This is a genomic window from Campylobacter lari (assembly GCF_001017575.1).
GTDB classification, from domain to species: domain Bacteria; phylum Campylobacterota; class Campylobacteria; order Campylobacterales; family Campylobacteraceae; genus Campylobacter_D; species Campylobacter_D lari_C.
Genome location: NZ_CP011372.1, coordinates 1,217,524 through 1,232,768, shown reverse-complemented (window position 1 = coordinate 1,232,768; position 15,245 = coordinate 1,217,524). Strand labels below are relative to the sequence as shown.

At 29.1% G+C, this 15,245-nt stretch carries 11 protein-coding genes and 5 pseudogenes; 12 read left to right on the top strand and 4 right to left on the bottom strand.

Annotated features, from left to right (window positions below):
* The 5 genes and pseudogenes from CD56_RS06385 to CD56_RS06365 all read left to right on the top strand — a co-directional run bounded on the left by CD56_RS06385 (position 1) and on the right by CD56_RS06365 (position 5,000).
* A pseudogene (locus tag CD56_RS06385) lies at positions 1–1,123 on the top strand (N-acetyl sugar amidotransferase).
* Positions 1,110–2,121: pseudogene (gene neuB, locus CD56_RS06380) on the top strand (N-acetylneuraminate synthase). The pseudogenes CD56_RS06385 and neuB overlap by 14 nt, the downstream one beginning before the upstream one ends.
* Positions 2,111–3,270: pseudogene (gene neuC / locus CD56_RS06375) on the top strand (UDP-N-acetylglucosamine 2-epimerase). Before neuB ends, neuC begins: the two co-directional pseudogenes overlap by 11 nt.
* A pseudogene (locus CD56_RS06370) lies at positions 3,267–4,297 on the top strand (nucleotidyltransferase family protein). The pseudogenes neuC and CD56_RS06370 overlap by 4 nt, the downstream one beginning before the upstream one ends.
* A complete protein-coding gene (locus CD56_RS06365) occupies positions 4,284–5,000 on the top strand; it encodes an acylneuraminate cytidylyltransferase family protein (RefSeq protein WP_047208541.1) in 717 nt (238 codons plus the stop codon). The pseudogene CD56_RS06370 and the gene CD56_RS06365 overlap by 14 nt, the downstream one beginning before the upstream one ends.
* Here CD56_RS06365 and CD56_RS06360 read toward each other — a convergent pair.
* On the bottom strand, positions 4,980–5,804 hold the full coding sequence (locus CD56_RS06360) for a glycosyltransferase family 2 protein (RefSeq protein WP_047208540.1): 825 nt from the start codon (positions 5,802–5,804) through the stop codon (positions 4,980–4,982). The two genes, CD56_RS06365 and CD56_RS06360, sit on opposite strands and share 21 nt — an antisense overlap.
* Positions 5,805–5,856: 52 nt before the next feature.
* On the opposite strand from CD56_RS06360, the gene waaF reads away from it, so the two are divergent.
* The 7 genes and pseudogenes from waaF (at position 5,857) to CD56_RS06330 (ending at position 12,194) form a co-directional block, all read left to right on the top strand.
* On the top strand, positions 5,857–6,777 hold the full coding sequence (gene waaF / locus CD56_RS06355) for a lipopolysaccharide heptosyltransferase II (protein WP_047208539.1): 921 nt from the start codon (positions 5,857–5,859) through the stop codon (positions 6,775–6,777).
* Positions 6,778–8,276, top strand: a pseudogene (locus tag CD56_RS06350) (MBOAT family O-acyltransferase). It begins immediately after the preceding gene.
* An 8-nt stretch (positions 8,277–8,284) separates the two neighbouring features.
* Positions 8,285–8,629 carry a hypothetical protein gene (locus CD56_RS08120; protein ID WP_052768387.1) on the top strand — a complete coding sequence of 115 codons (345 nt, stop codon included), beginning with the start codon at positions 8,285–8,287 and terminating at the stop codon, positions 8,627–8,629.
* Between the two features lie 146 nt (positions 8,630–8,775).
* Positions 8,776–9,402 (top strand): hypothetical protein, encoded by a 627-nt coding sequence (locus CD56_RS08115; RefSeq protein WP_144411996.1) that lies wholly within the window; start codon positions 8,776–8,778, stop codon positions 9,400–9,402.
* 91 nt (positions 9,403–9,493) lie between these two features.
* Positions 9,494–9,796 carry an HU family DNA-binding protein gene (locus CD56_RS06340; RefSeq protein WP_039619003.1) on the top strand — a complete coding sequence of 101 codons (303 nt, stop codon included), beginning with the start codon at positions 9,494–9,496 and terminating at the stop codon, positions 9,794–9,796.
* A 97-nt stretch (positions 9,797–9,893) separates the two neighbouring features.
* The gene (gene cysK / locus CD56_RS06335; RefSeq protein ID WP_047208538.1) at positions 9,894–10,796 is read left to right on the top strand and encodes a cysteine synthase A; all 903 of its coding nucleotides are present in this window, start codon (positions 9,894–9,896) and stop codon (positions 10,794–10,796) included.
* Positions 10,797–10,808: 12 nt separating this feature from the next.
* Positions 10,809–12,194 carry a replicative DNA helicase gene (locus CD56_RS06330; RefSeq protein ID WP_047208537.1) on the top strand — a complete coding sequence of 462 codons (1,386 nt, stop codon included), beginning with the start codon at positions 10,809–10,811 and terminating at the stop codon, positions 12,192–12,194.
* Here CD56_RS06330 and tpx read toward each other — a convergent pair.
* The 3 genes from tpx to CD56_RS06315 are packed head-to-tail and all read right to left on the bottom strand — an operon-like array spanning position 12,191 to position 15,226.
* The gene (tpx, locus tag CD56_RS06325; protein WP_047208536.1) at positions 12,191–12,709 is read right to left on the bottom strand and encodes a thiol peroxidase; all 519 of its coding nucleotides are present in this window, start codon (positions 12,707–12,709) and stop codon (positions 12,191–12,193) included. The two genes, CD56_RS06330 and tpx, sit on opposite strands and share 4 nt — an antisense overlap.
* A 14-nt stretch (positions 12,710–12,723) precedes the next feature.
* The gene (mgtE, locus tag CD56_RS06320) at positions 12,724–14,067 is read right to left on the bottom strand and encodes a magnesium transporter (protein WP_039628803.1); all 1,344 of its coding nucleotides are present in this window, start codon (positions 14,065–14,067) and stop codon (positions 12,724–12,726) included.
* A 1-nt stretch (position 14,068) separates the two neighbouring features.
* Positions 14,069–15,226, bottom strand: coding sequence for a peptidoglycan DD-metalloendopeptidase family protein (locus CD56_RS06315; protein ID WP_047208535.1), 1,158 nt, complete (start codon positions 15,224–15,226; stop codon positions 14,069–14,071).
* Between the last annotated feature and the right edge of the window lie 19 nt (positions 15,227–15,245).

The window sequence follows — 15,245 nt, the reverse complement described above, 5'->3', positions numbered from 1 at the left end:
ATGAAATATTGTGATTATTGTGTGATGCCAGATACGAGACCAGGAATAAAATTTAGTAAAGATAAAAATGGAAAAAATATTTGTTCAGCTTGTGTAAATCATCAAAATAAAGAAAATATTGATTATGAAGCTAGATTTAAAGAATTAGAAAAACTTTGTGATAAATATAGAAGAATGAATGGTAAGTGTGAGTATGATTGTGCTATTGCGGTAAGTGGGGGTAAAGATTCTCATTTTCAAGTACATATTATGAAAGAGAAACTAGGAATGAATCCTATTTTATTTAGCGTAGAAGATAATTTTACTATGACTGAAGCTGGGAAGAAAAATTTAAAAAATATTTCTGAAGAATTTGGTTGTCATCTTATAAGTTTAAAACCTGATATAAAAACTCAAAAAAAAGTTATGCTGAAAACCTTTGAAAAGTATGGAAAACCTACCTGGTTTATAGATAGATTAATCTACTCTTACCCTTTTTGCTATGGCTTTGAAATTTAACACACCTTTGCTTGTCTATGGAGAAAATATTTCATATGAATATGGCGGGAATGACAACGTCGAAACTCCTGATGCAAGTGGTATTTTTTTAAATGGGGTAGCGAGTGATTTGGATATTAATGAATTTATAGATGATGAAATAAAGGAAGAGAATTTGCAATTGTTTTTTGATCCACAAAAAGACGATATAGGTAATCTTCATCCTATATACTTGAGTTATTTTGTTAAGTGGAATTCTTATTCTAATTATGTTTTTGCTAAAAATAGAGGCTTTAGTGATTTAAATGGAGAATGGGACAGGAAACATTGTGCTGAAAATTTTGATCAAGTTGATAGTATTGCTTATTTAATTCATCCATGGATGAAATACCCAAAATTTGGCCATGCCATGGCTAGTGATTATGCGGCTAGATTTATAAGATATGGACTTTTAAGCAGAGATGAAGCCGTAAAAATTGTAAAACAAAAAGATCATAATTTGGATAATAAATGTATAGAAGATTTTTGTGATTTTTTAGGTATTTCAAAATCTAAATTTTGGAGTATAGTAGAAAAGCATTATAATAAAGAGTTATTTTATAAGAACGAATTTGGAGAATATAAATTAAAAAATGAAATACAATAAAACCTTAATCATAGCAGAAGCTGGAGTTAATCATAATGGCGATATAAATTTAGCCAAAAGGCTTATAGAAGTAGCTAGTGAAGCTGGGGCTGATTTTGTGAAATTTCAAACTTTTGTAGCTAAAAATTGTATAAGCAAAAATGCTAAAAAAGCAGAGTATCAACTCCAAACTACTGATGAAAATCAAAGCCAGCTTGATATGGTTAAAAAATTAGAACTTTCTAAACAAGATCATGAAATTTTAATAGAACATTGTAAAAAAATTTAATATTAAATTTCTTTCTACTGCTTTTGACTTAGAAAGTATTGATTTGCTTGTAAAGTTTGATATAGAAATTTTTAAAATTCCAAGCGGAGAATTAACCAACCTTCCTTACTTAAAAAAAATTGCTAGTTTTAATAAAAATATCATCTTATCAACTGGAATGGCTACTTTAGGTGAGATTGAAAAAGTTTTAGATATTTTGGTGCAAAATGGAACCCAAAGAGATAAAATCATCATTTTACATTGTAACACTGAATACCCTACGCCTTTTGAAGATGTAAATTTAAGGGCTATGCAAACCTTAAAAAAAGCTTTTTGCTTGCCTGTGGGATATTCTGATCACACTTTGGGTATAACTATACCTATAGCAGCTGTAGCTATGGGGGCTTGCGTGATAGAAAAACATTTTACTTTAGATAAAAGTATGCAAGGACCTGATCATCAAGCATCCTTAGAACCTGAAGAATTAAAAGCTATGATTAAATCTATAAGAGAGTTAGAACAAGCTTTTGGAGATGGTATTAAAATTCCAAGTAAAAGCGAAAGCAAAAATAAAGTCATTGCTAGAAAGTCTCTTGTGGCTAAAAAAGCTATAAAAAAAGGCGAATGTTTTAGCGAAGAAAACCTTACTACAAAGCGACCAGGGGATGGAATTTGTGCTATGGAATATGATAAATATTTAGGTAAAATTGCTAGTAGAGAATATGCTGAAGATGAGTTAATTGATGAATAGAAAAATTTGTATTATTAGTGGCACTAGAGCTGAGTGGTATTTGTTAAGAAATTTATGCAAATACATCAAACAAGATAATGAATTAACTTTGCAGCTTATTGTTACAGCAGCTCATTTAAGTCAAGATTTTGGTTTTACTTATCAAGAAATTGAAAAGGAATTTAAAATAGATAAAAAAATTCCCATTTTGCTTAATGGTAATAATAGTGTAGGTATTTGTAAAAGTATGGGGCTTTTGCAAATTTCACTTTGCGAAGCTTTTGAAGAATTAAAACCTGATATTGTAGTGATATTGGGCGATAGATATGAAATGCTCTCTTGCGCTAGTACTTGTTTGCTTATGCAAATTCCCTTAGCACATCTTTGCGGAGGAGAGCTTACTTTGGGAGCTATTGATGATAGCATTAGGCATGCTATTAGTAAAATGGCGCATTTGCATTTTGTTAGTACTCAAACTTATGCAAATAGAATTTTGCAACTTGGAGAAAGTGAAGATAGAGTTTTTAATGTAGGTTCTTTAGGTGGAGAAAATATCAAGAATATGATTTTTCTAAGTAAGGAAGATTTGCAAAAAGAATTGAATTTTATATTTACTGAAAATATATATTTAATAACTTATCATCCTCAAACGATACAAAAATCAAGCGTTAAAAAAGAAATAAAATTATTGCTTGAATTTTTAGATAGTTTGGAAAATTCTACTTTAATTTTTACGAAAGCAAATGCTGATGAGAATGGTTTATATATTAATGAGCTTTTAAATGAGTATTGTATAAAACAATCTCATAAGGCAAAGTTATTTGATAATTTGGGCTCTAAAAGATACTTAAGTTTAATGAAGATAGCAAATATGCTTATAGGAAATAGCTCTAGTGGAATTTGCGAAAGTCCTTTTTTAAGAATTCCTTGTATCAATATAGGCAACAGGCAAGAAGGAAGAATTTTGGCCGATAATATTATAAATTGTGATATTTATCATTTAAAACAAGCGTTTTTGCATGCTAATACTAAAGAATATCAAAATAAGCTAAAAATTTCATTAATCCTTTTGAATGTGAAGGTAAAAATACAAGTCTAATGATAAAGGATATTTTAAAAAATATTTCTTTGGAAAAAATTTTATATAAAAAATTTGTGGATATGCAATGAGTATTGAAAAATTAAAACTTACTAAAAATGCAAGTATTCAAGAAGCTTTAAAAATTATAGGTAGCGAGCGTGTTAGAATAGCTTTAGTGGTAGAAAATGATAAATTTTTAGGTGTAATTAGTGATTCTAACATTAGAAGGGCTTTATTAAATGGTAAAAAGCTTGAAGATAGTATAGAAACAATTTATACTAAGAATTCGCTAACTATTAAAGAAAATATAAGCAAAGAAGAGCTTTTAAAATTAGCTAGTCAAACTGATATTTATGATTTTCCCGTCTTAAATAGTGAAAATGAAGTTATAGCTATAAAATCTATTGCTTCAATTCTTAAAGAAAAAGTTTTGAAAATGAAGTAGTTCTAATGGTTGGAGGTCTTGGAAGTAGATTGGGTGAACTTACTAAAAATACTCCAAAACCTATGTTAAAAATAGGTAAAAAACCAATACTTGAAAATATTGTTTTAAATTTCAAAGAGCAAGGTTTTAAAAAATTTATATTTTGTGTAAATTATAAAAAAGAAGTTATTTGTGATTATTTTCAAGAAGGTAAAAGTTTAGGTGTTGAAATTTCTTATGTTAAAGAAAAACAAAAACTTGGTACTGCTGGAGCTTTGTCTTTGATAAAAGATATGAAAAAATCATTTATTGTTATGAATGGAGATATTTTAACTAAGCTTGATTTTGATCAACTTGTTCAAGAGCATAAAAAAAGTAAAGCGATGATGAGTGTGGTACTTAGAGAATTTGAGTATCAAATTCCTTATGGTGTTGTGAAAATTTCTAACAATGATATAAAAGATATAGAAGAAAAGCCTATGCAGAAATTTTTAGTTAGTGCTGGAATTTATGTATTAGAACCAGAAGTTTTAAAGTATATCAAAAAAGATGTGTATTTGGATATGCCTAATTTGATTAAGCGATTGTTAGATAAAAAAATAAAAATAAATTCTTATATATTGCAAGATTATTGGATTGATATAGGAAGGCTTGAAGAATACGAAAAGGCGATTATTGATGCAAATAATTGAGAATGATTTAAATAAGATTTTGGCTATCATTCCCGCGCGTAGTGGAAGTAAGCGTCTTGTTCACAAAAACATTAAAATTTTAAAAAACAAACCTTTAATTGCATGGAGTATTGAAGCTGCTTTAAAGTCTAAATATATAAAAAATGTTATAGTTAGCACAGATTCTCAAGAATATGCAAAGATAGCAATGCAATATGGAGCGCAAGTGCCTTATTTAAGAGATAGATCTTTATCAGATGATACATCATCTTCTTTTGATGTTATAAAAAATATTATTGATTTTTATGCTAATAAAAATATAAGTTTTAAATATATTGTTTTGTTACAACCTACAAGTCCTTTGAGAAATAATAAACATATTGATGAGGCATTGGATTTATTTTTTAAGAAAAAAGCTAATTCTGTAATTAGCGTTTGTGAGTGTGAACACTCTCCTCTTTGGAGCAATACCATACCAGAAAATGGTGCTATGGATTTATTTTTGTCTTCAGAGATTAAAAATTTACGCTCACAGGATTTAGAAAAATATTACAGACTTAATGGTGCTATTTATATAGCAAAAATAAAAGAATTTATGCAATATAAAGGTTTTTTTATGCCAAATAGTTTTGCTTATAAAATGGAGTCTATTTATTCTATAGATATTGATACGGATTATGATTTGAAAATGGCTAGTTTGTTGTTAAAAAGTGAGTATATTTAAAATCCTACTCTCTAACCCTAAAATTTCTTGTTCTAAAACTTTTAATATTTTTTTATTAAAATGCTTATATGAAAAAATATTAGCTAATTTTTTAATGCATTTTAAACTTTGTTTTTTATGCTCGTAATTTTGCCATAAAATTTCTTTATTTTTGTTTTCATATCTACCATTTTCATTAAATTCATAGCGGTATATACATTCTTTCGATATAAAAAAACTCTCACTAATCATAAAATTTATATAATTAAAAAGCACATCCTCTCCATAGCAAAGTCTTTCTTTAAAATCAACATATTCAAAACTTTTTAAAATCAAATTTTTCCTATATACTTTTGCCCAAACACTCCAGCAAAAATGCTTTTGATTGAGTAAGAAATTTAAAAATTCATCTTTATTAAAAAGCTCATCTTGTTTAAATCTATAAAATTTCTTAAATTTCACCCTATGTACATACGCATCAAACACTACCATATCTACATTTTTAATTTTTTCAAGCCCAAGTTTACAAGCATTAAGCTCTAAATAATCATCAGGATCTAAAAACATTATATAGGGTGATCTTGAATTTAATACACCTATATTCCTACTAGCAAAAGTTCCTAAATTCTCTTCATTATGTATGATTTTTATTCTATCATCTTTACTAGCATATTCTTTAGCTATAACTATACTTTTATCATTACTACAATCATCTACTACAATGATTTCTATATCTTTAAAAGTTTGGTTTATACAACTTTCTAATGCTCTAGCTATATATTTTTCCACATTATAAGTTGGTAATATGATAGAAATTTGACTCATTTTAGCTCTTTATTTTTTGATATAATTATAGCTTTTATTTTTAAGGAAAATCATGAATATTTTTATCAACCTTCCTACTTGGCTTGGCGATGCTGTGATGGCTAGTGCGGCTATTTATGCTATAAAAGAAAAATACCCCCAAGCTAAATTTACTTTTTATGGTTCTTTTGTGAGTACAGAGCTTTTTAAACGCTTTGAAAATGCTCAAATTTTAGTAGAAAATAAAAAGCAAAGATATAGGCAAATTTTACAAGCTAGAAAAAATCTTGGTAAATTTGATCTAGCTTTTTCGTTTCGCTCGGCATTTTCAAGCAAGATTATTTTAAAACTAATCAAAGCAAAGAAAAGATTTTATTTTGATAAAAATATTCTAAAAGAAGAACATCAAGTTTTAAAATACTTAAATTTCATAGAAAAAGCTTTAAATTTTAAAGCCACTTCAAATGCTTTAAAACTCCCTATAAAAGCAAAATCAACTCAAAAAATTTTAGGTATAAACCCAGGTGCACATTTTGGAAGTGCGAAAAGATGGGAAGCAATCTATTTTGCAAGGGTAGCAAAAGAATTTAGCTCCACGCGTCAAATTTTAATCTTTGGAGTAGAAAGTGAGAGAGAAATTTGTGATGAAATTGAGCGTTTTCTTTTAAAAGAAGGCATAAAAGCAAAAAATCTTTGTGGTAAAACTAGTATTTATACTTTATGTAAAAATATTTCTATGCTTGACTTGCTCATCACAAACGATAGTGGTCCTATGCATATAGGCGCAGCTTATGGGGTAAAAACGGTGGCTGTTTTTGGCTCGACTAAATTTAGTCAAACCTCGCCTTGGCAAGAAAATGCTAAAATAGCTCATCTTGATCTAGCTTGTATGCCTTGTATGCAAAAGGTCTGCCCTTTAAAACACCACAAATGCATGAAAGATTTAAAGCCTGATGTGGTGATAAATTTAGCAAGAAATTTTTCAGGAGTATAAATGGTTTTTAGTTCTTATGAATTTATATTTATATTTTTACCTATAGTTTTAATTATATTTTATATGCTTAAAAAATTTAATCATATTCAAAGCGCAAAATTATTTTTAGTCTTAGCAAGTTTATTTTTTTATGCTTTTTGGAAGGTTGAATATGTTTTGATTTTATTGCTTTCTATGGGTGTGAATTTTTATCTTGCAAATTTAATTTTACTTAATAGAAAAAAGTAAAATTGTTATTTTATAGTGGTGTGTTTTTTAATTTAGCTTTACTTGCTTTTTTTAAATACACTGATTTTCTTTTAGAAAATTTTAATGTATTTTTTCAAATAGCCCAACTAGATTTTAATATTCCTTTGCCGCATATATTACTACCTTTAGCTATATCTTTTTTTACTTTTCAACAAATTGCTTTTTTAGTAGATTGTTATAAAAGAACAAATATAGAAAGTTTAAAAAGTGAAAATACATACAAAATAAATATTTTAGATTATGCTTTGTTTATAACATTTTTTCCTCAACTTATAGCAGGTCCAATAGTACATCATAAAGAAATGATGCCTCAATTTAAGAGTATGCTTTGGAATAATTCTATTCTTATCAATTGGGAAAATATAGCTAAAGGATTATTTATATTTTCTATGGGTTTATTTAAGAAAGTATATATTGCTGATTCTTTTGCGCTTTGGGCTAATGTAGGATTTAAGATAGTTGAAAATGGAGGTACTTTAAATATTTTTGAAGCTTGGGCAACTTCTTTATCTTATACTTTTCAGCTTTATTTTGATTTTAGTGGCTATTGTGATATGGCTATAGGTATAGCTTTATTTTTTAGTATAAAACTTCCTATTAATTTTAACTCTCCTTATAAAGCATTAAATATAAGTGATTTTTGGAGAAGATGGCATATAACATTAGGTAAATTTTTAAAAGATTATTTATATATACCTTTGGGTGGTAATAGGGTTTCTAAGATTATAAATTTAAGAAATCTTTTTATAGTGGCTTTTGTAAGTGGAGTATGGCATGGAGCTGGATGGGGTTTTGTGATATGGGGAGTGTTGCATGGACTAGCTATGGTACTTCATAGAATATATTCATTTATAACCCCAAATGCAAAATTTAAAGAAAGCATCATTTATAAAATATTTGCATGGTTTGTAACTTTTAATTTTATTAACCTTGCGTGGATATTTTTTAGAAGCGAAAATCTTCAAGGTGCTATAAATCTTTTAAAAGCTATGTTTGGTATAACTTGGATGGAATTGCCATATAAATTTAAAGCAGGATGGCTTTTTAGAGAGATTGATGGCAATGATAAAATGGTGGGATTTTTATTGATCGGATTTATTTTGTGTTTGTTTTTTGGAAATAGCATAGAAAAACTTAAAAATTTTAAAGCTAGTTATATAAATTCTTTATTAGTCATGCTTTTTTTATATGTAGCTTTGATAACTTTAGGAGTAGTTCCTTATACTGAATTTATTTATTTTAATTTCTAAGGATAAAAATGTTTAAATCATATAAAAAATTTGTAATTTATTCTTTATTAATACCTTTGCCTTTTGTATTATTTTTGGGAGTTTTGCTTTATGTGTACGATCCATTACAGCTTTATCATGAACCTTGGTTTAGAAAAAAAACATATCACGATGATATGAGAATTCAAGCAAAAGGTATTATAGATCATAGTAGTTTTGATTCTATAATTCTAGGTACTTCTATGTTGGGTAATACTTCTGCTAACGAAAGTCAAAAAAAACTTGGAGGAAAATGGTTAAATCTATCATTGCCTGGCAGTTTCTTGCATGAAAGAAACGTTATTTTAAATTATATTTTAAAAAAAATAATTTAAAACAGATAATTATTTCTATAGATTCTTTTGCAATATCTAATCCTATATTGAAATCAACAAGAGGATACGAATTTTTATATGATAATAATTCGTACAATGATTTCAAGATCTATTTATCAAATAAATTTTTGAGATGCGCATTGGTATTGTCAACTGATAAAAAATGCATAGGTATAAAAAAACAAAATAATAACTATGTTCTTGAAAAAAATATATATGGTTTCAGAAATTGGAAGTTATCTAACAGTCACAAACAACTTAAGGAGCTTTATAGAGCAATATTAAATGTCAAAGAATTTCATACTCAATCTCTTATCAATAATCAAAGTAATAAAGAGTATGTCAAAGAATATCTTTTGAATGTTATAAAAAGTAATCCTCAGATTGATTTTTATCTTATAATTCCAACTTATTCTAGATTAGCTTATAGGATAAATATATCAAATGAATATCCCAACCAAAACAATATTTTATTTTATAATTTTCAATATTCCATAAAGTGGCTTATCGAGGAGACTGATAAGTTTACCAATGTTAAAATATATGGTTTTGATAATTATGATTATGCGGATGATTTAAATAATTACAAGGATCCATTTCACTATAATACAGATATGAATTCAATGCAACTTGATGCTATTAAAAACCAAACAAATATTTTAACGCCTGAAAATATGGATGAGTATTTTAAAATCATGGAAGAAAAAATCAAAAATTATGATTTAAATCCTTTAATTGAGCAAATAAAAGCAAGTGGTATTTTAGATAAATAGTGCTAAGAAAAGCTTTTTTGCATGAAAACCTCTTGCAAAAGCTTGATAAATGTGTTAAACTTAACAATCATTTTTAATCAAGGAGCTTTTTATGACTAAAGCAGATTTTATTTCTCAAGTTGCTCAAACTGCTGGGCTAACTAAAAAAGATGCAACTGCGGCTACTGATGCAGTAATCGCTACTATTACTGATGTATTAGCTAAAGGTGATAGCATTAGTTTTATTGGTTTTGGTACATTTTCTGTAGCTGAAAGAGCTGCTAGAGAAGCTAGAGTGCCAAGCACTGGTGCTACTATCAAAGTACCTGCTACTAAAGTTGCTAAATTTAAAGTAGGTAAAAACCTTAAAGATGCAGTTGCTGCTGCTAAAACTGCTAAAAAAGCTAAAAAATAATTCTTTGCGCAAAAGTTAAAAAACTTTTGCGTTTTTCTTCATAGATTAAGTATTAATTTTCTTTTGATATTGTTTTTAAAAAATTACAAGGAAAACAATGTCAGTTTATAATAATATCTTAGATTGTATAGGTAATACCCCGATTATTTCTTTAAAAGAATTTGCTCCAAATCTTTATGCTAAATGTGAGTATTTTAATCCAAGTCATTCTATAAAAGATAGAGCGGCTGTGGAGATGATAAAACAAGTTTTAAATGAAAGCAAGATTAATCAAGAAACAACCATTATAGAAGCCACAAGTGGAAATACCGGCATAGCTTTAGCAATGATTTGTGCAAGCTTAAAGCTTAAACTTATCATAACTATGCCTGAGTCTATGAGTATTGAGCGTAGAAAAATGATGAGTTTTTTTGGTGCAAAGCTAGAGCTTACTCAAGCAAGCAAAGGTATGCAAGGAGCGCTTGATAGAGCTAATGAGCTTTTGAGTGAAATTCCAAATTCGTTTATGGTAAGTCAATTTGAAAATATCAACAACAAAAACGCACATAAAAAAAATACTGCTTTAGAAATTTTAAAAGCTTTACCTGATCTTGATATTTTTTTAGCAGGTTTTGGCACAGGTGGGACTATTAGTGGGGTAGGAGAAATTTTAAAAGAACACAATCCTAAAATCAAAATCATAGCTTTAGAACCTGCATCTTCGCCACTTTTGAGTCAAAATACCGCTGCAAGCCATAAAATTCAAGGTATAGGTGCAAATTTTATTCCTAAAATTTTAAATCAAAAAATTATAGATGAGATAGTTTGTGTAAGCAATGAAGATGCTATAAATACAGCCTTAGAGCTTGGTAAAAATGGCATAATGGCAGGAATTTCAAGCGGAGCAAATGTATATATGGCTAGAAAAATTGCTTTAGAAAATCCAAATAAAAAAGTCTTAACTATGTTAAATGATACAGCAGAGCGATATTTGTCAACTGATTTATTTGCAAATTTATAATTTGGAGTATGTATGAGTCAAAATAATGAGCATTTTGATTTAGATCTTGAAAGGGCGATTTTAAGTTCTTGTATATTCAGTGAGGATTCTTTTTTTAGCATTTCTTCAGATATTGAGATTAATGATTTTTCACTCAAAGCTCATCAAGATATTTATAAAGCTATTTTAGCTTGTGTGAATGCAGGCGAGCCTATAAGTGCAAGTTTTATAAGAAAACATAAAAAAATAGATGAGCAAATTTTAGCTGAAGTTTTAGCCACTACTTCCATAGCAGATGTGAGTAAATACGCTTATGAGCTAAGAGAAAAATCCATTAGACGCCAACTTTTAAATTTTGCTTATACTATACCTACAAGGGTAAATGAAGATAAAAGCATTTCTCAAATTTCAGATGAAATAGGCAAAGAGATTTTTAATCTTACCAACCGTGTAAATAGTAATAGTATTAAAGATATGACTATGGTTATGTCTGAGCTTATGGATGAGTTTAAAAAGCAAAAAGAAGCCGAAAACAAAGATATTTTAGGGCTTGATACAGGTTTTAGCGAGCTTAATAAAATGACAAAAGGCTTTAAACCTGGCGATCTTGTAATCATTGCTGCGCGCCCAGGTATGGGAAAAACTACAATTTGTCTTAATTTTATAGAAAAAACACTAAGACAAAATAAAGGCGTTGTGATGTTTTCACTAGAAATGCCTGCTACACAAATCATGCAAAGATTAATCAGTGCAAAAACTTCTATTCCTTTGCAAAAAATTCTAATCGCAGATTTAAACGATGATGAGTGGAGTAGAGTGGGTGATGCTTGTAATGAATATGCGCAAAAAAATCTTTATATTTACGACAGTGGCTATGCTAGTATAGCTGATATTCGTTCGATTCTACGCAAAATCAAGGCTCAAGATGAGAGTATTGAGCTTTGTGTAGTTGATTACATCGGTCTTATGATGAGTAATTCAGCTTTTAATGACAGGCATTTACAAGTGAGTGAAATTTCAAGAGGCTTAAAGCTTTTAGCAAGAGAATTAAATATGCCAGTAGTGGCACTTTCGCAATTAAATCGTTCATTAGAAAGTAGGGCAAATAAGCGTCCTATGCTTAGTGATTTAAGAGAGAGTGGCGCTATAGAACAAGATGCAGATACGATTTTATTTGTATATAGAGATGAGGTTTATAGAGAGCAAGAAGAAAAAGAAAGAGAAAATAAAGCCAAAAATGAAGGCAAAACTTATGAGAGAAAATTTATGCCAAATCCTGTGCAAGAAAAGGCTGAGCTCATTATAGGTAAAAATAGAAATGGTCCTGTAGGACATGTGGATTTGCTTTTTTTAAAAGAAAAATCATGCTTTATTGAAGCTCCAAAAGAAGATTTTGTGGTTACAAACTTTGAAGGTTAATTCAAAGGGTAACCATAATTTTTATGCATAAAAAGCTCTAAATCCTTAAAATCGATTTTTCCCATTAGCTCTTCTACGAGTTGCTTATACACTATTTTTCCATCTTTGACTACAAAGGCTGCTCTTGCTAATAATCCTGCAAATACACTATCGCCTATTAAAACTCCATAATTAATACCAAAATCTTTAAAAGCAAAATCACTTGCTACAATAATATCATTAACCCCTTCGGTAGCGCAAAAACGATCCATAGCAAAAGGTAAATCCATGCTGATAATAATAACTTCGATATTTTTCATAGAAGCTAATCTTTTATTGGTTTCTCTTGCTTGTTTAGAGCATACTTGAGTGTCTAAACTAGGAAAGGTTAATAAAATTTGAGTTTTTCCAGGTGGTGCTATTTCTACTGGGGCGAGGTTTTTGGTTCTTAGAGTTATTCTTGGAGCAGTATCGCCAACTTCTAGCTCATCTCCTATAAGCTCTATTTCTTGATCTTTATATGTAATGCTTGCCATAATTTTCCTTTTTTTTATAATAAAATCATTTTTGCTAAAAGTAAAAAACTAAAAAATCCCAAACCATCAGTAATTGCAGTAATCACTACACTCGATCCTACTGCAGGATCGATTTTAAATTTTTTTAAAGTTAAAGGTACAAAAGAACCTACAAAACCGGCTAAGGCTAGATTAATTAGCATTGATAAGGCTATAACAAGCCCCAAAAGAGCTGTTTTAAACCATATAAGAGCTATAATACTCATAATACTAGCAAAAATAAGCCCATTAAGTAAAGAAATTCCACTCTCTCTTAATATAACTTTTTTAGCATCTTTAAATTCTACTTCATTGAGTGAAAGTTTTCTAACTGTTACTGCTAAAGCTTGTGAGCCTGTATTACCTCCCATAGAAGCTACGATAGGCATGAGTACTGCTAGAGCTACAAGTTGTTCTATTTCGCCTGAAAAAAGGCTGATGATGTTAGCTGAGATTAATGAAGTGGTAAGGTTAATCATAAGCCAAAAAGCTCTTGCTTTGGCTGCTTTAAAAGCACTTTCTTCTTCAGCATCCTCATCAACTCCGGCTAAGTTATAAATTTGCTCTGTTGCATTTTCTTGGATTAAATCATGGATATCATCATAGGTAATTCTACCTAAAAGTACTCCATCATCACTTACAACCGCTAAAACACTCAAATCATAATCTTCTACTATATCAATAGCCTTTTGTATATCTTCATGATCTTTAATGCTATAACATTTATATTTTTCGCTATTATTTTTAATAATATCTGCAAAACTTAGTTTAAAATCCCAAATCAAAAGATCACTTAAGTTGATAGCATTACAAAGCTTTCCTTGATTATCTATGATATAAACTTGAAAAATTTGATCTACTTGTCCTGAGTGTTTTAAAATTCTATATCTTTTAATAGCCTTTTCTATACTCTCATCAATAGAAGCTGTGAAAATTTCTGTTTGCATATAAGCACCAGCAGTATTTTCATCATAATTTTTAAGACGTAAAATTTCTTCTTTATCTTCGGAGCTTAAGCGGTTTAAAATGGCTAAAGTTTTTTGCGGATTTAGCTCTTCAAAACGCTTAATCAAATCTGTTGCATCATCACTTTCAAGCTCTTCTACCGCTTTTGCAATCTTTATAATGCTTAAGTGTTCTAAAATATCTTCTAAGATATGTTCAGGTGTTATAGTAGCTACATTTGCAAGTGTGTAAGTATCAAAAGATTTAAGAGTTTGCAAATAAAGCTCTTCATTATATCTTTTGATAGTCTTTAGGGCTTCATTGGTTTCATAGGTGCTTTGATCTTTGGAAATATTTTTTAAAAGTTCTTGTGCTTCTAAAAAATCATTCATCATCTCAAAGCTCCATAGAATTTTCTATATTTTGTTCTTTTGGTGGATTTTTATAGTTTTCATCAATGCTTTGCAAGCGATTTTCATACTCTTTTGCCATTTTTAAAAATTCTTCTTTATTTTTACCGCTTAGGCTTGATTTTGGAATTTTTACTATGGTTTCAGGATTAATTGCTTTGTTATTTAGATAAAGTCCAAAATGTAAATGTGGCCCAGTACTCATACCAGTAGAGCCTACATAGGCAATTACTTGTCCTTGCTTAACTTTTTGGCCACGTTTGATTTTTGCAAAGCGACTAAGATGAGCATATAAAGTCATATAGCCTGATACATGTTTTACTTGTACAACCTTACCATAACCACCTTTTGTCCCAACAAAACTAATCGTCCCATCTCCTGCACTCTTAACTGGAGTACCCGTTGGAGCAGCATAGTCAATACCTAAATGCGCTCTATAACGTTTTAAGATAGGATGATATCTTGCTCTAGTAAAGCGATCTGAAATTCTTGTGTATTTAACAGGTTTGGTTAAAAAGAAATTTTCAAGTTCTTTTCCCTGAGCATTATAATAAGAATCTTTATATAAAAATACAGAATATTCCTTACCTCTAATGTTAGCTAAAGCTGCTTGGATGTTAATGTCGCCAAAAAGTCTTCCTAGTCTTCTTTTTTGCTCATAAATTAATACTACACTATCGCCTTTTCTGACATTTTTAAAATTAACACTATTTTTAAAAGCTCTCACCATAGCTCTTGCTAAGGTTACACTGCCACTTTCATCATAAACATCTTGATAAGCTGAGTTGTTAATAGCTACGCGAATAGTTCTTTTTTCTTTAGTGTAAGAAATAGGGGTAAAACTCAATACGAATTTGTTTTCTATATTTTTGTAAATATGAATTTGTAAATCATCACTAATTGGGATTAAAACTTGCTCGAGCTCACCTTGCTCATCTTTTAGCATTTGGTATTTAATGCCACTTGCAATTTCTGCGCTTAGTTCTTTATCTTCGGTGTCAAGATTATAATATAAATTAAGTGGTATAGAATGATCTTGTAAAAAATCAAGTAAAGTTTTGCCATTTTCCCAAGAAAGTTCTTCAACACTTGAAATAGCAAAAAGTTTTATGGATATAAGTAAAGATATGAAAATTTTTTTCATGATAATCTAAAGCCTTCTA